We start from the raw sequence: 22957 nt of genomic DNA, 5'->3' as shown, positions 1-22957 counted from the left end.
GCATGGCCGCAACCCCGAATGGCAGCACCGACGCACGTATCGCCGACGCACGCCGCTGCACGCTGGGGGAAGGGCCGTTGTGGCACCCGCAGCGCGAGCAGCTGTTCTGGTTCGATATTCTCGGCCGGCGGTTGCTCAGCCAGCAGGGTGATCAGGCGCTGGAGTGGGCGTTCGATGAGCGGATATCGGCTGCAGGTTGGGTCGATGACCATGTTCTGCTGGTCGCCAGCGAGACGGCGCTGCTGACCTTCGATCTGCTCAGCGGCGCGCGGCAGACGGTCTGCGCCCTTGAGGCGGACAATCCGCTGACCCGTTCCAACGATGGCCGCGCCGATCCTTGGGGCGGCTTCTGGATCGGCACCATGGGCCTCAATGGCGAAAAGCACGCCGGTGCGATCTACCGTTACTACCGTGGCGAGCTGCGCCGCCTGTTTGCGGACATCAGTATCAGCAATGCCATCTGTTTTTCTCCGGATCGCCGGCATGCCTATTTCGCCGATACCGCTCGCCAGCAGATCTGGCGCCAGCCGCTAGACGAACAGCACGGCTGGCCACAGGGCGATGCGCAGTCGTTTATCGATGGTCGGGTGGCGGGCGTCAACCCGGATGGCGCGGTAATCGACAGCCAGGGGCGCTTGTGGAACGCGCAATGGGGCGCTTCACGCGTTGCCTGCTATGACGCTGATGGACGTTTTCTGCAGGCGGTCGCCTTTCCTGCTTCGCAGATATCCTGTCCGGCGTTTGGCGGGCCAGACTTGTCGACGCTGTTCGCGACCTCCGCGCGCGATGGCCTCGACGACGAGGCGCTGGCTGCCGAGCCACAGGCGGGCAAATTATTTGCCGTCGAGGTGGCGGCCCAGGGGCAGGCCGAGCACCGGGTCATCTTGTAGCGCCGGCAAATGTGCTGAGCAATACCAGGCAATACATCGGAAACAACACCCATGCGCTCGTCCAGCCGCTGGCGGGTGCGGTTTTCTGCGCATTTATTCTTCCCAGGCCACCTCTGGAGGTAAATAGCCCGTAAAGAGGCTTTGCTTCGGGCCTTACAGTGCTTATCGTTCACGCTCCCCAAGGAAGCGATTGGCCCATGTCCGAAGTAAATACACCGCGCAGTACTCCATCCTCGAAACGTCAGTGGTTCATCGGTTTGCTCCTGCTGGCGGCTGTCATCGTATTGATCTGGTGGTTCTGGCCGGCCAAGCCAGCACCTGAAGGCGACATGGGCTGGGGCTTCAATAACGTGCCGGTGCGTATCGCCCACGTCGAATCGCGGGACTTTCCCATCGTTCTCAAAGCACTGGGCACGGTCACTGCCTACAACACCGCCAATGTGCGCAGCCGAGTGGATGGGCAGTTGGTGAAGGTGCTGTTCAAGGACGGGCAGCCGGTCAAGGCCGGCGACGTGCTGGCGCAAATCGACCCGCGACCGTTCGAGATCGCCCTGCAGCAGGCCCAGGGCACGCTGGCGGAAAACCAGGCACAACTGCGCAACGCCGAGAAGGATCTGGCGCTGTATCGCGGCCTGTTCGCCGAAGATTCCATCGCCCGGCAGACCCTGGACACCCAGGAAGCGCTGGTCAACCAATACCGTGGCACGCTGCAGAACAACCAGGGTTCGGTGGCCGAAGCCAAACTCAATCTGGACTTCACCAAAGTGCGCGCGCCCATTGATGGCCGCCTGGGTATCCGTCAGGTCGATCAGGGCAACCTGGTGAATTCCGGCGACACCGATCCCATCGTGGTAATCACCCAGACGCTGCCGATTTCCGTCACCTTCACGCTGCCCGAGGCCGAACTGCCGGCCGTACTGGCCCAGGTGCGCAATGACCGCGAGCTGGTGGTACAAGCCTGGGATCGCGGTGACAACAACAAGCTGGCCGACGGTGTGCTGGAGAGCCTGGACAACCAGATCGACACCACCACCGGTACGGTGAAGCTCAAGGCGCGTTTCGAGAACGCCGAGGAAATGCTGTTCCCCAACCAGTTCGTGAACACCCGGCTGCAGGTTTCGGTGCGCCAGAACGCGCTATTGGTGCCAGTCGCAGCGTTGCAATTCGGCGCCAACGGTACCTTCGTCTACGCCATTGACGGGGAAGACAAGGTGCAGGTTCGCCAGGTCAAGGTCGGCCCCAGCGACGGCGAGTTCTCGGTGATCGAAGAAGGCGTGGCCGCGGATGAACGTGTGGTGGTCGAAGGCACCGATCGCCTGCGTGACGGCAACAAGGTCGAAGTGATCGGCGAGGGCACTCGCGAGCCGTCTGCCACCGAGGAAAATGCACCGCGGGTGCGTAGCGCTTCATGAACGTCTCCCGCCTGTTCATCCTGCGTCCGGTCGCCACCACCCTGATCATGCTGGCGATCTTCCTCAGTGGGGTGATTGCGTACCGTCTGCTGCCAGTCTCTGCGCTGCCCGAGGTCGATTACCCGACTATCCGGGTGATGACCCTTTACCCCGGTGCCAGTCCGGATGTGATGACCAGCGCGGTGACGGCGCCACTGGAGCGCCAGTTCGGCCAGATGGCTGGGCTGCAACAGATGTCGTCGACCAGTTCCGGTGGCGCTTCGGTGATCACCCTGCGCTTCAATCTGGAAGTGCAGCTGGATGTGGCCGAGCAGGAAGTGCAGGCGGCGATCAACGGCGCCACCAACCTGCTGCCCAACGATTTGCCGGCGCCGCCGGTGTACAACAAGGTCAACCCGGCCGACACCCCGGTACTGACCCTGGCGGTGACCTCCAAAGAGCTGCCGCTGCCCCAGGTCAACGATCTGGTCGACACCCGGCTGGCGCAGAAACTGGCGCAGACCACCGGCGTCGGCCTGGTCTCTCTGGCCGGTGGCCAGCGCCCGGCGGTGCGCATTCGCGTCAATCCCGAGGCCCTGGCCGCCTATGGCCTCAATCTGTCCGACGTGCGCACGTTGATCAACGCCAGCAACGTCAATCAGCCCAAAGGCAACTTCGATGGCCCGACCCGGGTTACCCAGCTCGATGCCAACGACCAGCTTCAATCGGCCGACGAATACCGCGACCTGATTCTCACATACGCCAATGGCGGCGCGCTGCGCCTGCGTGATGTCGCGTCGATCGTCGATGGTGCGGAAAACCAGCGCCTTGCCGCCTGGGCCAATCGCAATGCGGCGGTGCTGGTTAACGTGCAGCGCCAGCCTGGTGCCAACGTCATCGACGTGGTGGATCGCATCCAGACCCTGCTACCCAGCCTGACCCAGGGCCTGCCGGCCAGCGTCGAGGTGACGGTGCTCACCGACCGAACCCAGACCATCCGTGCCGCGGTGCGCGATGTGCAGCACGAGCTGATGCTGGCCATCGCCCTGGTGGTGATGGTCACCTTCCTGTTCCTGCGCAAGGTGTCGGCGACGCTGATTCCCTCGGTGGTGGTGCCGCTGTCGCTGATCGGTACCTTTGGCGTGATGTACCTGGCCGGCTTCACGGTCAACAACCTGACGCTGATGGCGCTGACCATCGCCACCGGTTTCGTGGTGGACGATGCCATCGTCATGCTGGAGAACATCGCCCGTCATCTCGAGGAAGGTGAAACACCGTTCAACGCCGCCCTCAAAGGCGCCAGGCAGATCGGTTTCACCCTGGTGTCGCTGACCCTGTCGCTGATCGCCGTGCTGATCCCGCTGCTATTCATGGCTGATGTAGTGGGGCGGCTGTTCCGCGAATTCGCCATCACCCTGGCAGTGGCCATCCTCATTTCTCTGGTGATTTCCCTGACCCTGACGCCGATGATGTGCGCGCGCCTGCTCAGGCACGAACCAGAGGCGGAGCAGGGGCGTTTCTACAAGGCCAGCGGCGCGGTCATCGATCGCATGATCGAACGCTATTCGGTTGGCCTGCGCTGGGTGCTACGCCACCAGCCGCTGACCCTGCTGGTGGCCATCGGCACCATGGCGCTCACCGTGGTTCTGTATCTGGCCGTACCCAAGGGCTTTTTCCCGGTGCAGGACACCGGGGTAATCCAGGGCATTTCCGAGGCGCCGCAGTCGATTTCCTTCTCGGCCATGAGCGAACGCCAGCAACGCCTGGCCGACGTGATTCTCAAGGATCCAGCAGTTACCAGCCTGTCTTCCTACATTGGTGTGGACGGTGACAATCCGACCCTGAACAGCGGGCGCATGCTGATCAACCTCAAGCCCCACGCCGAACGTGACCTCAGCGCCGCTCAGGTGATCGAGCGGCTGCGCCCGGAACTGGCCAAACTGAGCGGCATCGAGCTGTTCCTGCAGCCGGTGCAGGATCTGAGCATCGAGGATCGGGTCAGCCGTACCCAGTTCCAGTTCAGCGTCGAGTCTCCCGACCCCGAGATGCTGGAAACCTGGTCGAACAAGTTGGTCGAGGCGCTGCGTCAGCAACCCGAACTCAGTGACGTCAACAGCGACCTGCAAAGCCGTGGCCTGCAGGCGTATCTGAAGATCGACCGCGACCTGGCCGGGCGTCTCGGCGTCAGCGTCGCGGCAATCGACGATGCGCTCTACGATGCCTTTGGCCAGCGACAGATCTCCACCATCTACACCCAGGCCAGTCAGTATCGCGTGGTGCTGGAAAGCGCCGATGGCGGCAGCATCGGCCCGGCGGCCCTGCGCCAGATTCACGTTGCCACCTCCGAAGGCGGTCAGGTGCCGCTGTCGTCCCTGGCTCAGGTCGAGGAGCGTGCCGCGAGCCTGCTGATCAACCATATCGGCCAGTTCCCGGCGGCCACGCTGTCGTTCAACCTCAGCCCTGGCGTCGCCCTGGGCGATGCGGTGGCGGTGATCGAGCGCGTGCAGCAGGACATCCAGATGCCGGTCAGCGTGCAGGTGAACTTCCAGGGCGCTGCCGAGGCCTTCCGCGCCTCGCTGTCGTCCACGTTGCTGCTGATCCTGGCGGCCATCGTCACCATGTATATCGTGCTCGGCGTGCTCTACGAGAGCTATATCCACCCGATCACCATTCTCTCCACGCTGCCGTCGGCCGGTGTCGGGGCCTTGCTGGCGCTGCTGTTGACCGGTAACGACCTGGGGCTGATCGCGATCATCGGCATCATCCTGCTGATCGGTATCGTCAAGAAGAACGCCATCATGATGATCGACTTCGCCCTCGAGGCGGAGCGGCACCAAGGCATGACCCCTCACGATGCGATCTACCAGGCGGCGCTGCTGCGTTTCCGGCCGATTCTGATGACCACCCTGGCGGCGCTGTTCGGGGCCATTCCGTTGATGCTGGCGTCGGGCTCGGGCGCCGAGCTGCGCCAGCCGCTGGGCCTGGTGATGGTCGGCGGCCTGCTGCTCAGCCAGGTGCTCACGCTGTTCACCACGCCGGTGATCTACCTGTACTTCGACCGCCTGGCGCGGCGAGTCAGTGGCCGCAGTGCGGCAGGCGTGCCGACCGCATGAACCTTTCGGCACCCTTCATCCGCCGTCCGGTCGCGACTCTGCTGCTGAGCCTGGCGATCATGCTGCTCGGTGGCGTCAGCTTCGGTCTGCTGCCGGTGGCACCGCTGCCGAACATGGACTTCCCGGTGATCACCGTACAGGCCAGCCTGCCCGGTGCCAGCCCGCAGGTAATGGCGGCTACGGTGGCCACGCCGCTGGAGCGCTCGCTGGGCGCCATCGCGGGCGTCAGCCAGATGAACAGCAACAGCAGCCAGGGCAGTACGCGGATCATGATCGAGTTCGATCTGGATCGCGATATCAACGCCGCGGCGCGGGAAGTGCAGGCGGCGATCAACGCCTCCCGCGAGCTGCTGCCCAGCGGCATGCGCAGCATGCCCACCTACCGCAAGATCAATCCGTCCCAGGCGCCGATCATGGTGCTGTCGCTGACCTCGGCGGTGCTCGACAAAGGCCAGCTGTACGACGTCGCCTCGACCATCGTCGGCCAGAAACTGTCGCAGATCAGTGGCGTCGGTGAAGTACAGATCGGCGGCAGCTCGCTGCCTGCCGTTCGGGTGGCGCTGGAGCCGCGCCTGCTGGATCAGTACGGCGTGGCGCTGGACGACGTACGTGCGACCATCGCCGCGGGCAACGCCAAGCGGCCCAAGGGTGCCGTCGAAGACGAGCAGCGTCACTGGCAGGTGCAGGCCAATGACCAGTTGGAGCGCGCCGCCGATTACGAGCCGATGATCATCCGCTACCAGGACGGTGCGGCGATCCGCCTGGGTGATGTCGCCCAGGTAACCGATGGCGTGCAGGATCGCTACAACAGCGGTTTCTACAACGACAAACAGGCCGTTCTGGTGGTGGTGAACCGGCAGAGCGGGGCGAACATCATCGAAACCGTCGCTGGCATTCGTGCGCTGTTGCCCGAGTTGCGCGGGGTGATCCCGGCCAGCGCCGACCTGGAAGTGGCGATGGATCGCTCGCCGGTGATCCGCGCCACCCTCAAGGAAGCCGAACACACCCTGCTGATCGCCGTGGCGCTGGTGATCCTGGTGGTCTTCGCCTTTCTCGGACGCTGGCGTTCGGCGTTGATTCCCGCGCTGGCGGTGCCGGTATCGTTGGTCGGCTCGTTCGCGGCGATGTACCTGCTGGGGTTCTCGCTGAACAACCTGTCGCTGATGGCGCTGATCATCGCCACCGGCCTGGTGGTGGACGATGCCATCGTCGTGCTGGAGAACATTTCCCGGCATATCGAGGCGGGCGAAACGCCCATGGCGGCGGCCTTCAAGGGTTCTCGCGAGGTGGGCTTCACGCTGTTGTCGATGAACGTCTCGCTGGTGGCGGTGTTCCTCTCCATCCTGTTCATGGGCGGGCTGGTCGAGCGGCTGTTCCGCGAGTTCTCCATCACCCTGGCGGTGGCCATCGTGATTTCCCTGCTGGTATCGCTGACGCTCACGCCGATGCTTTGCGCGCGCTGGCTGAAGCCCGAACCCAAGCGCGAAGAACACCAGGCAGGGCGCCTGCAGGCGTTGGGGGCGCGGGTGATGCGTGGCTACGAGCGCAGCCTGGACTGGGCGCTGCGCCATTCCCTGCTGATGCTGATCAGCCTGTTCGCGACCATCGCGCTGAACGTGTTCCTGTTCGTCAGTATCCCGAAAACCTTCATGCCCCAGCAGGATACTGGGCAACTGATGGGCTTCGTTCGCGGTGATAACGGGCTGTCGTTCCAGGTGATGCAGCCGAAGATGGAAGCCTATCGTCGTTCGATTCTGGCCGACCCGGCCGTGGAGAGCGTGGCGGGCTTTATTGGCGGCAGCAGTGGCATCAACAATGCGATCATGATCGTGCGTCTCAAACCGCTGAACGAACGCGACCTGTCGGCGCAGCAGGTGATTGATCGCCTACGCAAGAATGCACCGAAGATTCCAGGCGGGCGAATGTTCCTCATGCCCGATCAGGATCTGCAGGTCGGCGGCCGCCAGGGGCGCAGCTCGGAAAACGAATACATGCTGATGTCCGGCGACCTCGATGCCCTGCGCGAGTGGTTGCCGAAGGTGCGCGAGGCGCTACGAGCCTTGCCCGAACTGACCGATATCGATGCCAGCGAAGACGGTGGCGCGCCGCAGATTCGCCTGGTGGTCGACCGTGACGAAGCCAAACGCCTGGGCATCGACATGAGCCTGGTGACCGGCGTGCTCAACAACGCCTTCAGCCAGCGGCAGATTTCCACCATCTACGACAGCCTCAACCAGTACAGCGTGGTCATGGAGATCAACCCGCGCTATGCCCAGAGCCCCGAAGCCCTGGCGCAGATCCAGCTGATCACCGCAGACGGCGCCAAGGTTCCACTGTCGGCCATCGCGCACTGGGAGCGCAGCCTCGAAGACGACCGCATCAGCCACCAGGGCCAGTTCGCGGTGGAGAACATCGGTTTCTCCCTGGCGGAGGGCGTCAGCCTCGACCAGGCGACCGTTGCCATCGACCGCGCCGTGGCGCTTATCAGCCTGCCCACCGAGGTGCAGGGCGTACTGGGCGGCACCGGCGGAGCCTTCCAGCAGACGCAGAAGAACCAGCCCTGGATGATCCTGATGTCATTGGTGGTGGTGTACATCGTGCTCGGCATTCTCTACGAGAGTTACGTGCACCCGCTGACCATCCTCTCGACGCTGCCGTCGGCCGGCGTAGGCGCCTTGCTCGCTCTGCAACTGCTCAATACCGAGTTCAGTCTGATCTCGCTGCTGGGGCTGTTCCTGCTGATCGGCGTGGTGAAGAAGAACGCCATCTTGATGGTCGATCTGGCGCTGCAACTCGAGCGAAATGAGCACATGAGCCCGGCAGATTCGATCCGCCGCGCCTGCCTGCTGCGTTTCCGGCCGATCATGATGACCACCCTGGCTGCCTTGCTCGGCGCCTTGCCGCTGATGCTCGGCAGCGCCGAGGGCTCGGAAATGCGCCAGCCGCTGGGCATCACCATCGTTGGCGGCCTGATCCTCAGCCAGATCCTCACGCTTTACACCACTCCGGTGGTCTATCTCTATCTCGATCGCCTGCGCCACCGGGTCAACCGCTGGCGTGGCGTGCGTACCGATGCCGCTTTGGAAACGCCTCTATGACCCATGCAACCCGCCGTACCCTAGGCCTGTTGGCGCTTAGCGTCGCCCTGGCCGGCTGCGCTATCGGCCCGGACTACCAGCGCCCGGAAATCAACACGCCGGCGCAGTTCAAACAGGCCGAAGGCTGGAAGGCCGCAGTGCCCGCCGATGCGCTGGAGCGCGGCACCTGGTGGGAGCTGTATGGCGATGGCGAACTCAACGCGCTGGTCGGCCGTCTGAACGTCTCCAACCAGAATCTGGCCGCCTCCGAAGCCCAGTATCGCCAGGCCCGCGCGTTGCTACGTAGCGGCCGCGCGGCCTTCTTTCCGACCTTGTCGACCAGCGCCGGTATGACCCGTGCGGGGCAGGGCGGTGGTGACAGCACGCTGCGTACCTCCGACGGCATTGCCATTGGCGGCTCCAACTCGGCGAGCATCTCGAAGAACTACGACCTGAGCCTCAACGCCAGCTGGGAGCTGGATGTGTGGGGCAAGCTGCGTCGTGGTCTGGAGTCCAATCGTGCGGCCTTCGAAGCCAGCGCGGCAGACCTCGCCGCCGTGCGCCTGAGCCTGCAGTCAGAGCTGGTACAGAGCTACCTGCAACTGCGGGTGCTTGATGAGCAGCAACGCCTGCTGGACGCCACGGTGGCGGCCTACCAGCGTTCGCTGCGTCTCACCGAAAACCAGTACCGCGCCGGCATCGTGCCGCGCTCCGACGTCGCCCAGGCGCTGACTCAGCTGCGCAGCACCGAGGCTCAGGCCATCGACCTGCAATGGCAGCGCGCGCAGCTCGAACATGCGATTGCCGTGCTGATCGGCGTACCACCGAGTGACGTGAGCATCGCCCGCCGGGAAAGCCTGCCGATGTTGCCGCAGGTGCCGGCGAGCGTGCCGTCGCAGATGCTGGAACGTCGGCCTGACGTCGCTGCGGCCGAGCGCCGGGTGATCGCCGCGAATGCCGAGATCGGCGTGGCCAAGGCCGCTTGGTTCCCGGATCTGACTCTGTCCGCCAGCGGCGGTTATCGTGGCAGCAGCTTCGCCGACTGGGTCAACCTGCCCAATCGCTTCTGGTCGGTGGGGCCGCAGCTGGCCCTGACGCTGTTCGATGGCGGGCGCCGCAGCGCCGAAAGTGAGCGGGTCGAGGCAGCCTACGACCAGACCGTCGCGCAATATCGTCAGGCCGTGCTCGACAGCTTCCGCGAGGTCGAGGATTACCTGGTGCAGCAGAGCGTACTGGGCCGTGAGGCCGAGGTGCAGTCGCAAGCGCTGGACGCCGCGCGTGAATCCCTGCGCCTGATCGAAAACCAGTATCGCGCCGGCACCGTGGACTACAACAGCGTGGTCAACGTGCAGGCTACGGCGCTGAACAACGAACGCACCAGCTTGACCTTGCTGGGCAGCCGCCTGACTGCCAGCGTGCAGCTGATCGCTGCGCTGGGCGGTGGCTGGGACGAGCAGCGCCTAGAGGAAGGAGACGAGTAAGCGTGATCCGTAGCCCGGGTTAGCCGCAGGCGTAACCCGGGATACTTGGTGAGTCATTAAGATCCGGGTGTCGCTGCGCTCGGCCCGTGCTACTGGGCGATTATCCGTGGCGGTATACGCCCTTGCCCCGCAGGCGCTCTCGGTCGTGCGGCGCGTCGAAGTCCAGCGCCGGCCCCTTGGGCACGATACCGGTCGGGTTGATGGTCTGGTGGCTCGCGTAGTAATGGTGCTGGATGTGCCACATGTCCACGGTTGCCGCCACGCCCGGCCACTGGCACAGCTCGCGCAGCCAGTTGCTGAGGTTCGGATAGTCGACGATACGCCGCAGGTTGCACTTGAAGTGGCCGTGGTACACAGCATCGAAGCGCACCAGGGTGGTGAATAGCCGCCAGTCGGCCTCGGTCAGGTATTCGCCAGCCAGGTAACGTGACTGCCCCAGGCGGGTTTCCAGTACCGTCAGCTCATCGAACACTTCATCGAAGGCTTCTTCGTACGCCGCCTGGGTGGTGGCGAAGCCTGCACGGTAGACACCGTTGTTGACCGCCGGGTAGATGCGCTCATTGAGCGCGTCGATCTCCCCGCGCAAGGCCTCGGGGTAGAAATCCAGATGGTTGTCGGTTAGCCCGTTGAACGCCGAGTTGAACATGCGGATGATTTCCGCCGATTCGTTGCTGACGATGCGTTGCTGCTGTTTGTCCCACAGCAGTGGCACGGTGACCCGGCCGGTGTAGTCCGGGTCATCGCGGGTGTAGCGCTGATGCAGGAAGGCGAAATCATCCAGGGCGTCGCCGCTGGAGCCGTGCTCGGCGTCGAAGGTCCAGCCGTTCTCGCGCATCAGCCAACTCACCACCGACACGTCGATCAGCGCGTCGAGGCCCTTGAGGGTACGCAGAATCAGGGTGCGATGGGCCCATGGGCAGGCCAGGGACACATACAGGTGATAGCGGCCAGCTTCGGCGGCGAAGCCACCGTCGCCCGTGGGGCCTGGCGCGCCATCGGCGGTGATCCAGTTGCGCCGTTGGGCGTTCTCCCGCTTGAAACGGCCGCCCGCGCCGGTGTCATACCATTGGTCGTGCCATTGGCCTTCGATCAGCAAGCCCATGTCCGTTACTCCCCTGTCAGTTGATGTCTGGGAGTCTACCCAGTCAGCTATCGACAGAAGACGTAAAAACCGGGTTCAACGAATCGGCTGACTCGATACGTGGCGGCCTTGCCAGCGTTTTTCCGCTTCCGCGAACGCTGCTTCACGTGGCATGCCCAGCCCGCGCAAGGCCAAAGCCATGGTGGAGATGATTGCCAGTTGGCCGTAGGAGTCTTCAGCGTCGCCGCGCCAGACTGCTTGTAGGTGAACCGGATCCAGGCGTTCGGGCTTGACGTGCCGGCGCTCGGAGAGCATCGGCCACTCTTCGTCCCAGTTCACGCTGTTTTCGGTGCCGTACAGGTGGCAGATAGCGTCCGGATTGAGCTCGATTTCGCCGCCATCGCCCTTGACCACGATGGCGCGATCGCCCAGCAGTTGGCTGGCCTCACGGTGCACGGCCTGGTAGCCAGGGTGGAAGATACTCTGCAGGGCGCAGCGTGCTGCCAGTGGGTTGAGAATGCGAGCCAGGGAGTGGATCGGCGAGCGCAGGCCGAGCACGTTGCGCAGGTCGATCATGCGCTGCAGGGCCGGCGCCCAGTCGCCCAAGGGCATAAAGGACAGGTTCTGCTCATCCAGGCTGCGTGCCACCTCATTCCAGTCGTGGCAAAGCGGGATATCCAGTTCGCCAAGTAACTGCTCGCTATACAGGCGCCCGGCCGTGTGCGCGCCGCCGCCATGCATGAAGATGCGCAGGCCGCTGTTGGCCAGGGCCTTGGCGGCCAGCAGGAACCAGGGCAGGTGGCGTTTCTTGCCAGCGTAGGTAGGCCAGTCGAATTCGACGGTGATGGCCGGCGCAGAGAGGCGCGCACGCACCGCTTCGGTGAAACCGGCCATCTCCTCAGCGCTTTCCTCCTTGTGGCGCAGGAGCATGAGAAAGGCGCCAAGCTGGGTGTCTTCGACCTTGTCGTCGAGAATCATGCCCATGGCCTCGCGGGCTTCCTCGCGGGTCAGGTTGCGCGCGCCGCGCTTGCCCTTGCCGAGAATGCGCACGAAAGGGGCGAAAGGGTGTTCGGCTGGGGTAATCAGGTTCATAGGCAATTCGTGGGCTTGGGCAGGCCCGCCAGCTTGGCGGCGAGTTTGGCAGGAGTGCCATTGAACAGGCGATTGAGGTGCAGGCTATTGCCTTTTTCCGGGCCCATCTTGAGGGCGACGTACTTGATCAGCGGGCGATTGGCCGGCGACAGCTGGAATTCATCGTGGAAGGCGCGCAGCAGGAGGAGAATTTCCCAGTGCTCCTCGCTCAGTGGCAGGGCTTCACGCTCGGCCAGGGCGGCAGCCACGTCACGAGACCAGTCTTGAAGGTCGAGCAGGTAGCCATCCTTGTCGAGTTCGATGGCTCGTTCATTGACGATCAGCGTGCTCATAACCAGGTGTTGACCTTGTCGAAGCGTATGGCAAGGGCGACGAAGCCTGGATAGTCGATCTGCTGCAGGTCGCTGGCAGGCTGCAGGCCGCGAGCCTGGATGTCTTCCTGCAGGGCGAACAGAGCAATCCCATCGCCCAGGGCACTCAGTGATTCGGCGTGCAACGTGCCGGGCTGGCTCGCATAGGTGGCATCGCCACAAAGCAGCAGGCCGTCGCCGCTGCCCAGCAGGCGCAGGCAGCTGCTCAGGCGGTCATCGCTGAACGGGGAGCTGGATACAACGTGCAGGGTCGTCATCAGAGGGTGATCACTTGGTCGTAACGGTCGATGAGGTCTCGCAGTCCGGCGCGGTCCAGGCGTTCGACCTGCAGGGAGGTTTCACTCAGACCACGTTGTTGCAGGCTGTAACTGCACGCGTACAGCGATTCGACACCGAACATCGGCAGCGCCTGCAGGTTGGCGGTCAGATCCTTCTGCTGCAGAACCTGGGGCTGCTGCCGCTGAGCCAGCTGCAGCACGCCATCATCGAGAAACAGCAGGCCGATGGGCAGATCGAAGGCGCCGCCAGCCAGGGCGATATCCAGCGCTTCGCGAGCACTCGAACCCTGCCAGGGAGCCTGGCGGCTGATGATCAGCAATGAGCGGCTCATGTCAGTCGCCTCCGAAACAGATCAGGCGGTCGGCCAGTTGCGCCGCCTCGTGCAACTGGCCCAGGCCAGAAAGCACCCAGGGCGCTGGCAGATTGGCCGCCTGGCGTTCGTAGCGGCGCGCTTCCTGCTCATCGAGCACGCCACGACGCAGAGCAGCGGCGATGCACACCACGCCATCGAGTTGCTGAGCGTCGATAAATTCGCGCCACTGGCGAGCGATATCGGTTTCATCCTGAGGGCTGACGACGTTACCCGAGGCGCTGTGCACGCCATCGGCGTAGAAGAACAGGCGCACGATCTCATGGCCGCCTTGCAGCGCCGCTTCGGCAAAACGCAGAGCGCGACGGGAGGAGGGTGCCGAGGGTGCCGAAAACAGGGCAATGGCGAATTTCATGAGCGGCCCGGTTGTGGAAACAGGGCGCCATGATAAGGCCTGAGCGGCCGGGGTAGAAACGAAAAAGCCCATATCCGTGGATATGGGCTTTCATGTCACAGGCTGCTCAACGCAAGCGGATTACTTGATATCGCGCTTGGTCGGGCCAGTGTACAGCTGGCGCGGGCGGCCAATCTTGTACGGGCTGGAGAGCATTTCTTTCCAGTGCGAGATCCAGCCGACGGTACGCGCCAGGGCGAAGATCACGGTGAACATGCTGGTCGGAATGCCGATGGCCTTGAGGATGATGCCCGAGTAGAAGTCGACGTTCGGGTACAGGTTACGTTCCTTGAAGTAAGGATCGTTACGCGCGATTTCGTCGAGCTTCATCGCCAGTTCCAGCTGCGGGTCATTGATGCCCAGCTCGGCCAGTACTTCGTCACAGGTCTGCTTCATGACCTGGGCGCGTGGGTCGAAGTTCTTGTAGACGCGGTGCCCGAAGCCCATGAGCTTGAACGGATCATCCTTGTCCTTGGCCTTGGCGATGAACTTGTCGATGTTCGATACGTCACCGATCTCGTCCAGCATGGCCAGAACGGCTTCGTTGGCGCCGCCGTGGGCCGGGCCCCAGAGCGCAGCGATACCGGCAGCGATACAGGCGAACGGGTTGGCACCCGAGGAGCCTGCCAGGCGCACGGTGGAGGTGGAGGCGTTCTGTTCGTGATCGGCGTGCAGGATGAAAATCTTGTCCATCGCCTTGGCCAGCACCGGGCTGATCGGCTTGGTCTCGCACGGCGTGTTGAACATCATGTGCAGGAAGTTTTCCGCGTAGCTCAGGTCGTTACGCGGGTACATCATCGGCTCGCCTTTGGAGTACTTGTACACCATGGCTGCGATGGTTGGCATCTTGGCAACCAGGCGCATCGCGGAAATATCGCGGTGCTGCGGGTTCTTGATGTCCAGGGAGTCATGGTAGAAGGCGGAGAGGGCGCCCACTACACCACACATGACGGCCATCGGGTGGGCGTCACGGCGAAAACCGTTGAAGAAGGTCTTCAGTTGTTCGTGAACCATGGTGTGGTTCTTGATTGTGCTGACGAAAGCAGCTTTCTGCTCTTCGTTGGGCAGTTCGCCATTGAGCAGCAGGTAGCAGGTATCCAGGTAGTCGGCTTTCTCGGCAAGTTGCTCGATTGGGTAGCCGCGGTGCAGCAGGATGCCTTTGTCACCATCAATATAGGTGATCTTCGACTCGCACGAGGCGGTCGACATAAAGCCGGGGTCGAAGGTGAAGTTGCCCGTGGCGGTCAGGCCCCGCACGTCGATCACATCTGGGCCAACGGTGCCGGATAAAACGGGCAGGTCGACGGGGGCTGCGCCCTCGATGATCAACTGCGCTTTTTTGTCAGCCATGTTTGGCCTCCTAGTTATGCTTGGAATCATCAGTCGGCCCCCCACGCAGGGCCCGCACCACTATAGTGTTATGAATCTGAAAGTCAATTTGCGAAAACCCAGGCAATAGAAGGGTTTGAGTGCACTACCTGCGACAAAAGGGCGCGGCCTTTTACGCCAATTTCGAGGTTGACGCAATCGGTAGAAGGTCGAGGTGTCCGCGTTGTCATTAGTGACCTAACTGTCTATACTCTGCGCCCGACTGCCAAGGGCCTTACAGCCCGGATTCTGGTAGTTGTCACTTCTTGGGTGATGGGTACCTGACCAGTGCGCTTCCCGACAACTCAGCCCTGATAGCTGGGGCTCTCAGTGTGATAATAAAGCCGTGAATAGCCAACGACCTGTAAACTTAGACCTTCGGACGATAAAGCTCCCAGTCACCGCTTACACGTCCATTCTTCACCGTATATCCGGCGTGATCCTTTTCTTCGGCATTGCCGTGCTGCTGTTCGGGCTCGACAAATCGCTGTCTTCAGAAGAGGGCTTCGCCCAGGTGAAAGAATGCTTGACCAGCCCGCTGGCCAAGTTCGTGATCTGGGGACTGCTGTCCGCTTTGCTGTACCACCTAGTGGCCGGTGTGCGCCACTTGATCATGGATGCTGGAGTTGGTGAGACGCTGGAAGGCGGCAAGCTGGGCTCCAAAATCGTACTCGTCGTATCGACGATCGTGATCGTGCTGCTGGGGGTGTGGATATGGTAACTAATGTCACGAATTTCTCACGTTCGGGCCTCTATGACTGGATGGCGCAACGTGTTTCTGCGGTCGTTCTCGCGGCTTATGTCCTGTTTCTGTTGGGCTACATCCTCCTGAATCCAGGTATGGGCTACGCCGAATGGCATGGTCTTTTCTCCAATAGTGCAATGCGCATTTTCAGCATGCTGACGCTTGTCGCGCTGGGTATTCACGCCTGGGTTGGCATGTGGACGATCTCCACTGACTACCTGACGCAAACCGCGCTGGGTAAGTGGGCAACCGTTGTGCGTTTTCTGTTCCAGGCCACGTGTGGCATCGCCATGTTCGTGTTTTTCGTCTGGGGCGTGCAGATTCTTTGGGGTTTCTGATTCATGACTAGCATCCGTACTCTTTCCTATGACGCCATCATCGTTGGTGGTGGTGGTGCCGGTATGCGCGCTGCATTGCAGCTGGCGCAGGGCGGCCACAAGACTGCTGTGGTCACCAAGGTCTTCCCGACCCGTTCCCACACTGTATCCGCCCAGGGCGGCATCACCTGTGCCATCGCGTCCAACGATCCGAATGACGACTGGCGCTGGCACATGTACGACACCGTCAAAGGCTCCGACTATATCGGTGACCAGGACGCGATCGAGTACATGTGTTCCGTCGGCCCTGAAGCTGTATTCGAACTCGAGCACATGGGGCTGCCGTTCTCCCGTACCGAACAGGGCCGCATCTATCAGCGTCCGTTCGGTGGCCAGTCCAAAGGCCCGGATAACCCGACTCAGGCTGCCCGTACCTGCGCTGCTGCCGACCGTACCGGTCACGCACTGCTGCACACCCTGTACCAAGCCAACCTGAAAGCCGGCACTTCGTTCCTCAACGAGTGGTACGCGGTCGATCTGGTGAAGAACCAGGACGGCGCCGTGGTTGGCGTCATCGCCATCTGCATCGAAACCGGCGAAACCGTTTACATCCGCTCCAAGGCCGTGGTTCTCGCCACTGGCGGTGCTGGCCGTATCTACGCTTCCACCACCAACGCTCTGATCAACACCGGTGATGGTGTAGGCATGGCGCTGCGTGCTGGCGTGCCGGTGCAGGACATCGAAATGTGGCAGTTCCACCCGACCGGTATCGCCGGCGCTGGTGTACTGGTTACCGAAGGCTGCCGTGGTGAAGGTGGTTACCTGATCAACGCCCATGGCGAGCGTTTCATGGAACGTTATGCGCCCAACGCCAAGGATCTTGCCGGTCGTGACGTAGTGGCCCGTTCCATGGTCAAGGAAGTCATCGCCGGTAACGGCTGTGGCCCTGACAAGGATCACGTACTGCTGAAGCTCGATCACCTCGGTGAGGAAGTACTGCACAGCCGTCTGCCAGGCATCTGCGAACTGTCCAAGACTTTCGCACACGTTGACCCCGTCGTTGCGCCTGTTCCGGTCATTCCGACCTGCCACTACATGATGGGCGGCGTTGCCACCAACATTCATGGTCAGGCGATCACCCAGGACGCTAATGGCGTCGACCGCATCATCGACGGTCTGTTCGCCGTGGGCGAAGTGGCTTGCGTATCGGTACACGGTGCCAACCGTCTGGGCGGCAACTCGCTGCTCGACCTGGTGGTATTCGGCCGTGCTGCTGGCCTGCACCTGGAAAAAGCGCTGAAAGAAGGCGTGGACGTCCGTGGCGCCAGCGAGAGCGATATCGAACAGTCGCTGGGCCGTCTGGCCGGTGTCAACGAGCGCAGCACAGGTGAAGAAGTCGCGCCGCTGCGCAAAGAACTGCAACAGTGCATGCAGAACTACTTCGGCGTATTCCGTACCGGCGAATACATGAAGAAGGGCATCACTCAGTTGGCCGATCTGCGCGAGCGCATCGCCAACGTCAAGATCTCCGACAAGAGCCAGGCCTTCAACACCGCGCGTATCGAAGCGCTGGAGCTGCAGAACCTGCTGGAAGTCGCCGAAGCCACTGCTATCGCCGCCGATACCCGCACCGAGTCCCGCGGCGCACACGCCCGTGAAGACTACGAGGATCGTGACGACACCAATTGGTTGTGCCACAGCCTGTACTTCCCAGGTGAGAAGCGCGTGACCAAGCGTGACGTGAACTTCTCGCCGAAGACGGTTCCGGCGTTTGAACCCAAAGTTCGTACTTATTAAGGGTGGCTACCATGTCTCTTGGCAAAAGCTTGAAAGTCAGCGTTTATCGCTACAACCCGGAAGCGGACAAAGCGCCCTTCATGCAGGACTTTGACGTCGAAATCGACGGCAAGGATCTGATGGTGCTCGACGTGCTGGCCCTGATCAAGGAGCAGGACGAAGGCTTCTCTTACCGTCGCTCCTGCCGTGAAGGCGTCTGTGGCTCCGACGGCATGAACATCAGCGGCAAGAACGGCCTGGCCTGTGTCACGCCGATCTCCAGCGTGGTCAAGGGCAACAAGCTGGTGATCCGCCCGCTGCCTGGCCTGCCGGTCATTCGTGACCTAGTGGTCGATATGAGCATCTTCTACAAGCAGTACGAGAAGGTGCAGCCGTTCCTGCAGAACGACACGCCGGCGCCGGCTATCGAGCGCCTGCAGACGCCGCAAGAACGCGAGAAGCTGGATGGTCTGTACGAGTGCATCCTGTGCGCTTGCTGTTCGACCAGCTGCCCGTCGTTCTGGTGGAACCCGGATAAATTCCTGGGCCCAGCCGCGTTGTTGCAAGCTTATCGCTTTCTGGCTGACAGCCGTGATACCAAGACCGCGGAACGATTGGCGTCTTTGGATGATCCATTCAGTGTGTTCCGCTGCCGCGGCATCATGAACTGCGTGAACGTATGCCCCAAAGGGTTGAACCCAACCAAGGCAATCGGTCACGTTCGTAACATGCTGCTGCAGAGTGGTACCTGATTCACCGTTCTTTAGCTTGACCCGCAACGCCTGCCGCACCGACTTCATGTCGGTGTTGCAGTATCGCCAGGGCGTCGGTCTAGCCGCCGACGTACCTAAATGACAAATATGACGACCAGCAGGGGCATTCGGGCTGGTGCCCGGACTATCTGCGGGATTCTTGGTGGCTTTTTCGAGTCGCTGTTTCATGACTTCGAAAGCCAGTCGGTGTCCTCGCCGGTGGTGTCCCCTTACCGAGGGTGACCAAGCATGCAAGAAAGCGTGATGCAGCGCATGTGGGACAGTGCCCACCTATCCGGTGGTAACGCTGCCTACGTGGAAGAGCTCTATGAGCTCTACCTGCACGATCCCAACGCCGTGCCGGATGAGTGGCGCACTTATTTCGATAAGTTGCCGTCTGAAGGCAGTACCGCCAATGACGTATCGCATTCTACGATTCGTGATCATTTCGTGTTGCTGGCCAAAAACCAGCGTCGTGCTCAGCCAGCCTCAGCTGGAACTGTGAGCAGCGAACACGAGAAGAAGCAGGTCGAAGTGTTGCGGTTGATTCAGGCATTCCGCATGCGTGGCCACCAGGCGGCTCAGCTCGATCCGCTTGGGCTGTGGCAGCGTTCTGTTCCTGCTGATCTGTCGATCAGCCATTACAGCCTTACCGACGCGGATCTGGACACCACCTTCCGCACGGGTGGTCTGGCAATCGGCAAAGAAGAAGCTACTTTGCGGGAAATCCGCGATGCTTTGCAGCAGACATATTGTCGCACCATCGGCTCCGAGTTCACCCACATCACCGATTCCGAGCAGCGCAGCTGGTTCCAGCAGCGTCTGGAAAGCGTACGTGGTCGTCCTCAGATCTCCGCCGAGGCACAAAGTCATCTGCTCGAGCGCCTGACTGCCGCTGAAGGTCTGGAAAAATATCTGGGCACCAAATACCCAGGTACCAAGCGCTTTGGTCTGGAAGGTGGCGAGAGCCTGATCCCGCTGCTCGATGAAATCATCCAGCGCAGCGGTTCCTACGGCACCAAGGAAATCGTTATCGGCATGGCCCACCGTGGCCGTCTGAACGTCTTGGTCAACACCTTCGGCAAGAACCCGCGCGACCTGTTCGACGAGTTCGAAGGCAAGAAGGTCGAAGGCCTGAGCTCCGGTGACGTCAAGTATCACCAGGGTTTCTCCTCGAACGTTATGACTTCGGGTGGCGAAGTGCACTTGGCGTTGGCGTTCAACCCGTCTCACCTGGAGATCGTTTCTCCGGTGGTCGAAGGTTCGGTGCGTGCTCGTCAGGATCGCCGCAGCGACGTGGTGGGTGACAAGGTTCTGCCGATTTCCCTCCACGGTGACGCGGCATTCGCCGGTCAGGGCGTGGTCATGGAAACCTTCCAGATGTCGCAGACCCGTGCTTACAAGACGGGCGGCACCATCCACATCGTCATCAACAACCAGGTTGGCTTCACCACCAACCGTGCTGACGATGCGCGCTCTACCGAGTACTCCACCGACGTTGCCAAGATGATTCAGGCGCCGATCTTCCATGTGAATGGCGATGATCCGGAAGCCGTATTGTTCGTCACCCAACTGGCTGTCGACTACCGCATGCAGTACAAGCGTGACGTGGTCATCGACCTGGTCTGCTACCGCCGCCGTGGTCACAACGAGGCCGACGAGCCAAGTGGTACTCAGCCGCTGATGTATCAGCAGATCGCCAAGCAGCGCACTACGCGTGAGCTGTATGCCGAAGCGCTGACCAATGCCGGTCGCCTGTCGGCAGAGGCCGTGCAAGCGCCGGTCGACGAGTACCGCACTGCACTGGACAACGGTCAGCACGTGGTCAAGAGCCTGGTCAAGGAGCCGAACAAGGAATTGTTCGTCGATTGGCGCCCATACCTGGGTCATGCCTGGACTGCGCGTCACGACACTCGCTTCGATCTGAAGACCCTGCAGGATCTGTCCAGCAAACTGCTGGAAACCCCCGACGGCTTCGTCGTTCAGCGTCAGGTTGGCAAGATCTACGAAGATCGCGCCAAGATGGGCGCAGGCGGCTTGCCGCTGAACTGGGGCTATGCGGAAACCATGGCCTACGCGACCCTGCTGGTCGAAGGCCATCCGATCCGCATCACCGGTCAGGACGTGGGCCGTGGCACCTTCTCGCACCGCCACGCGCAACTGCACAACCAGAAGGACGGCAGTGCCTACCTTCCGCTGCAGAACCTGTACGAAGGTCAGCCGCGTTTCGATCTTTACGACTCGTTCCTGTCGGAAGAGGCGGTACTGGCATTCGAATATGGCTACGCCACCACCACGCCGAACGCGCTGGTGATCTGGGAAGCTCAGTTCGGCGATTTCGCCAACGGTGCTCAGGTGGTGTTCGACCAGTTCATTTCCAGTGGCGAAACCAAGTGGGGCCGTCTGTGCGGTCTGACCATGTTGCTGCCACACGGTTATGAAGGGCAGGGGCCGGAGCACTCCTCGGCACGTCTGGAGCGTTACCTGCAGCTGTGCGCCGAGCACAACATTCAGGTTGCCGTTCCGACCACGCCGGCGCAGATCTACCACCTGCTGCGTCGTCAGGTTATCCGCCCGCTGCGCAAGCCGCTGGTCGTGCTTACGCCGAAGTCGCTGCTGCGCCACAAGCTGGCCGTGTCGACGCTGGAAGATCTGGCTGAAGGCTCGTTCCAGACCGTGATCCCGGAAATCGATGCAGTCGATCCGAAAAAGGTCGAGCGCTTGGTGCTGTGCAGCGGCAAGGTCTACTACGACCTGCTGGAGAAGCGCCGGGCCGAAGGCCGCGAAGATATCGCCATCGTGCGTCTCGAGCAGCTCTATCCGTTCCCGGAAGACGACCTGGCCGAAGTTCTTGCTCCGTACAAGAATCTCAAGCACATCGTCTGGTGTCAGGAAGAGCCGATGAACCAGGGCGCCTGGTATTGCAGCCAGCACCACATGCGTCGTGCTGCCACGGCACACAAGAAAGCCTTGGTGCTCGAGTATGCTGGTCGTGATGCCTCGGCTGCTCCGGCTTGTGGTTACGCTTCGATGCACGCCGAACAGCAGGAAAAACTGCTGCAGGATGCCTTCACCGTTTAATGCCATCGCGAAGGAGGTAGCTCAATTGGGGCTACCTCCTCGAACAAACCGAATTTAAGGAACAGAACACAATGGCTATCGAGATCAAAGCCCCTACATTTCCCGAATCGGTCGCCGACGGCACCGTGGCAACCTGGCACAAGAAGCCGGGTGAAGCGGTCAAGCGCGATGAGCTGATCGTCGACATCGAAACCGACAAGGTTGTGATCGAAGTACTGGCCGAGGCCGATGGTGTTATTGCTGAAATCGTCAAGAACGAAGGCGACACCGTACTGAGCAACGAAGTACTGGGCAAACTGACTGAAGGCGGTGCTGCTGCTCCGGCTGCCGTACCTGCACAAGCCGCTGCTGCTCCGGCTCAGGCCGCTGCACCTGCCGCCGCTGGCGATGACCAGATCCTGTCGCCTGCCGCTCGCAAGCTGGCTGAAGAAAACGGCATCGACCCGAACAGCATCAGCGGTTCCGGCAAAGGCGGTCGCGTCACCAAGGAAGACGTGGTTGCCGCTGTCGAAGCCAAGAAGAACGCGCCGGCTGCCGCTCCTGCTGCCAAGCCAGCTGCAGCTGCCGCTGCTCCGGTTGTCGCCGCTGCTGGCGACCGTACCGAGAAGCGCGTACCGATGACCCGCGTGCGTGCCACCGTTGCTCGCCGTCTGGTCGAAGCTCAGTCGAACATGGCCATGCTGACTACGTTCAACGAAGTCGACATGTCCGAGATCATGGCGCTGCGTTCGCGTTACAAGGATCAGTTCGAGAAAGCCCACAACGGCACTCGTCTGGGCTTCATGTCCTTCTTCGTCAAGGCTGCTACCGAGGCGCTGAAGCGTCTGCCGGCAGTCAATGCTTCGATCGATGGCAACGATATCGTTTACCATGGCTACCAGGATATCGGCGTAGCCGTTTCCAGCGACCGTGGTCTGGTTGTGCCAGTACTGCGTAACGCTGAACTGATGGGCCTGGCCGATATCGAAGCCGGTATTGCTGCCTACGGCAAGAAAGCCCGTGACGGCAAACTGTCCATCGATGAGATGACTGGCGGTACCTTCACCATCACCAACGGCGGCACCTTCGGTTCGATGATGTCGACGCCGATCGTCAACCCACCGCAGGCTGCGATCCTTGGCATGCACAACATCATCCAGCGTCCGGTTGCCGTTAACGGCCAAGTGGTGATTCGCCCGATGATGTACCTGGCACTGTCCTACGATCACCGCCTGATCGACGGCAAAGAAGCCGTGACTTTCCTGGTGACCATCAAGAACCTGCTGGAAGACCCAGCTCGTCTGCTGCTGGACATCTAAACGTAGCTGCAGGTTGCAGATGGCGAGCCCTACAGGGCACGCGTCTGCGCCTGAGCTCGAAGCTTGAAGCTGAAAAGGAAT

General features: G+C 61.8%; 18 protein-coding genes. 11 read left to right on the top strand and 7 right to left on the bottom strand.

What is annotated here, in order from left to right; genetic code table 11:
- Positions 1 to 2: 2 nt before the first annotated feature.
- The 5 genes from ACZ3GY_RS07755 to ACZ3GY_RS07735 all read left to right on the top strand — a co-directional run bounded on the left by ACZ3GY_RS07755 (position 3) and on the right by ACZ3GY_RS07735 (position 9952).
- On the top strand, positions 3 to 890 hold the full coding sequence (locus ACZ3GY_RS07755; RefSeq protein WP_465909562.1) for an SMP-30/gluconolactonase/LRE family protein: 888 nt from the start codon (positions 3 to 5) through the stop codon (positions 888 to 890).
- A gap of 197 nt (positions 891 to 1087) precedes the next feature.
- Positions 1088 to 2302, top strand: a complete 1215-nt coding sequence (locus tag ACZ3GY_RS07750) for an MdtA/MuxA family multidrug efflux RND transporter periplasmic adaptor subunit (RefSeq protein WP_225832638.1) — start codon at positions 1088 to 1090, stop codon at positions 2300 to 2302.
- Positions 2299 to 5394: an MdtB/MuxB family multidrug efflux RND transporter permease subunit gene (locus ACZ3GY_RS07745; protein WP_465909561.1), complete on the top strand. Its 3096-nt coding sequence runs from the start codon at positions 2299 to 2301 to the stop codon at positions 5392 to 5394. Before ACZ3GY_RS07750 ends, ACZ3GY_RS07745 begins: the two co-directional genes overlap by 4 nt.
- Positions 5391 to 8492 (top strand): efflux RND transporter permease subunit, encoded by a 3102-nt coding sequence (locus ACZ3GY_RS07740; RefSeq protein ID WP_465909560.1) that lies wholly within the window; start codon positions 5391 to 5393, stop codon positions 8490 to 8492. Before ACZ3GY_RS07745 ends, ACZ3GY_RS07740 begins: the two co-directional genes overlap by 4 nt.
- Positions 8489 to 9952 (top strand): efflux transporter outer membrane subunit, encoded by a 1464-nt coding sequence (locus ACZ3GY_RS07735; RefSeq protein ID WP_465909558.1) that lies wholly within the window; start codon positions 8489 to 8491, stop codon positions 9950 to 9952. Before ACZ3GY_RS07740 ends, ACZ3GY_RS07735 begins: the two co-directional genes overlap by 4 nt.
- Before the next feature lie 100 nt (positions 9953 to 10052).
- Here the strand turns inward: ACZ3GY_RS07735 and ACZ3GY_RS07730 are convergent, their stop codons facing one another.
- The 7 genes from ACZ3GY_RS07730 to gltA form a co-directional block, all read right to left on the bottom strand.
- A complete protein-coding gene (locus ACZ3GY_RS07730; RefSeq protein WP_465909557.1) occupies positions 10053 to 11054 on the bottom strand; it encodes a glutathione S-transferase family protein in 1002 nt (333 codons plus the stop codon).
- A gap of 75 nt (positions 11055 to 11129) precedes the next feature.
- Positions 11130 to 12125 carry a glycosyl transferase family protein gene (locus ACZ3GY_RS07725; RefSeq protein WP_465909556.1) on the bottom strand — a complete coding sequence of 332 codons (996 nt, stop codon included), beginning with the start codon at positions 12123 to 12125 and terminating at the stop codon, positions 11130 to 11132.
- The gene (locus ACZ3GY_RS07720) at positions 12122 to 12457 is read right to left on the bottom strand and encodes a TusE/DsrC/DsvC family sulfur relay protein (RefSeq protein ID WP_465909555.1); all 336 of its coding nucleotides are present in this window, start codon (positions 12455 to 12457) and stop codon (positions 12122 to 12124) included. The genes ACZ3GY_RS07725 and ACZ3GY_RS07720 overlap by 4 nt, the downstream gene beginning before the upstream one ends.
- The gene (gene tusB / locus ACZ3GY_RS07715) at positions 12454 to 12753 is read right to left on the bottom strand and encodes a sulfurtransferase complex subunit TusB (RefSeq protein WP_465909554.1); all 300 of its coding nucleotides are present in this window, start codon (positions 12751 to 12753) and stop codon (positions 12454 to 12456) included. The genes ACZ3GY_RS07720 and tusB overlap by 4 nt, the downstream gene beginning before the upstream one ends.
- Entirely contained in the window at positions 12753 to 13106 is a 354-nt protein-coding gene (gene tusC, locus ACZ3GY_RS07710) for a sulfurtransferase complex subunit TusC (protein ID WP_465909553.1), read from the bottom strand. Before tusC ends, tusB begins: the two co-directional genes overlap by 1 nt.
- Before the next feature lies 1 nt (position 13107).
- A complete protein-coding gene (gene tusD, locus ACZ3GY_RS07705) occupies positions 13108 to 13500 on the bottom strand; it encodes a sulfurtransferase complex subunit TusD (protein WP_465909552.1) in 393 nt (130 codons plus the stop codon).
- 120 nt (positions 13501 to 13620) lie between these two features.
- Positions 13621 to 14889, bottom strand: coding sequence for a citrate synthase (gltA, locus tag ACZ3GY_RS07700; RefSeq protein ID WP_225832616.1), 1269 nt, complete (start codon positions 14887 to 14889; stop codon positions 13621 to 13623).
- Between the two features lie 364 nt (positions 14890 to 15253).
- Between gltA and sdhC the strand changes: the two genes are divergently transcribed.
- From sdhC to odhB, 6 genes are all read left to right on the top strand, one after another.
- A complete protein-coding gene (sdhC, locus tag ACZ3GY_RS07695; protein ID WP_225832614.1) occupies positions 15254 to 15628 on the top strand; it encodes a succinate dehydrogenase, cytochrome b556 subunit in 375 nt (124 codons plus the stop codon).
- A complete protein-coding gene (sdhD, locus tag ACZ3GY_RS07690; protein ID WP_225832612.1) occupies positions 15622 to 15990 on the top strand; it encodes a succinate dehydrogenase, hydrophobic membrane anchor protein in 369 nt (122 codons plus the stop codon). Before sdhC ends, sdhD begins: the two co-directional genes overlap by 7 nt.
- 3 nt (positions 15991 to 15993) lie before the next feature.
- Positions 15994 to 17766: a succinate dehydrogenase flavoprotein subunit gene (gene sdhA / locus ACZ3GY_RS07685; protein ID WP_463566238.1), complete on the top strand. Its 1773-nt coding sequence runs from the start codon at positions 15994 to 15996 to the stop codon at positions 17764 to 17766.
- A gap of 11 nt (positions 17767 to 17777) precedes the next feature.
- A complete protein-coding gene (locus ACZ3GY_RS07680) occupies positions 17778 to 18497 on the top strand; it encodes a succinate dehydrogenase iron-sulfur subunit (RefSeq protein WP_465909550.1) in 720 nt (239 codons plus the stop codon).
- 249 nt (positions 18498 to 18746) lie between these two features.
- Positions 18747 to 21578, top strand: coding sequence for a 2-oxoglutarate dehydrogenase E1 component (locus ACZ3GY_RS07675; protein ID WP_225832607.1), 2832 nt, complete (start codon positions 18747 to 18749; stop codon positions 21576 to 21578).
- A gap of 71 nt (positions 21579 to 21649) precedes the next feature.
- Entirely contained in the window at positions 21650 to 22876 is a 1227-nt protein-coding gene (odhB, locus tag ACZ3GY_RS07670; RefSeq protein WP_465909549.1) for a 2-oxoglutarate dehydrogenase complex dihydrolipoyllysine-residue succinyltransferase, read from the top strand.
- Positions 22877 to 22957 lie beyond the last annotated feature (81 nt).

This window comes from Pseudomonas sp. PME37.24/006 (assembly GCF_055556635.1).
This window is presented reverse-complemented; position numbering and strand designations above follow the sequence as displayed.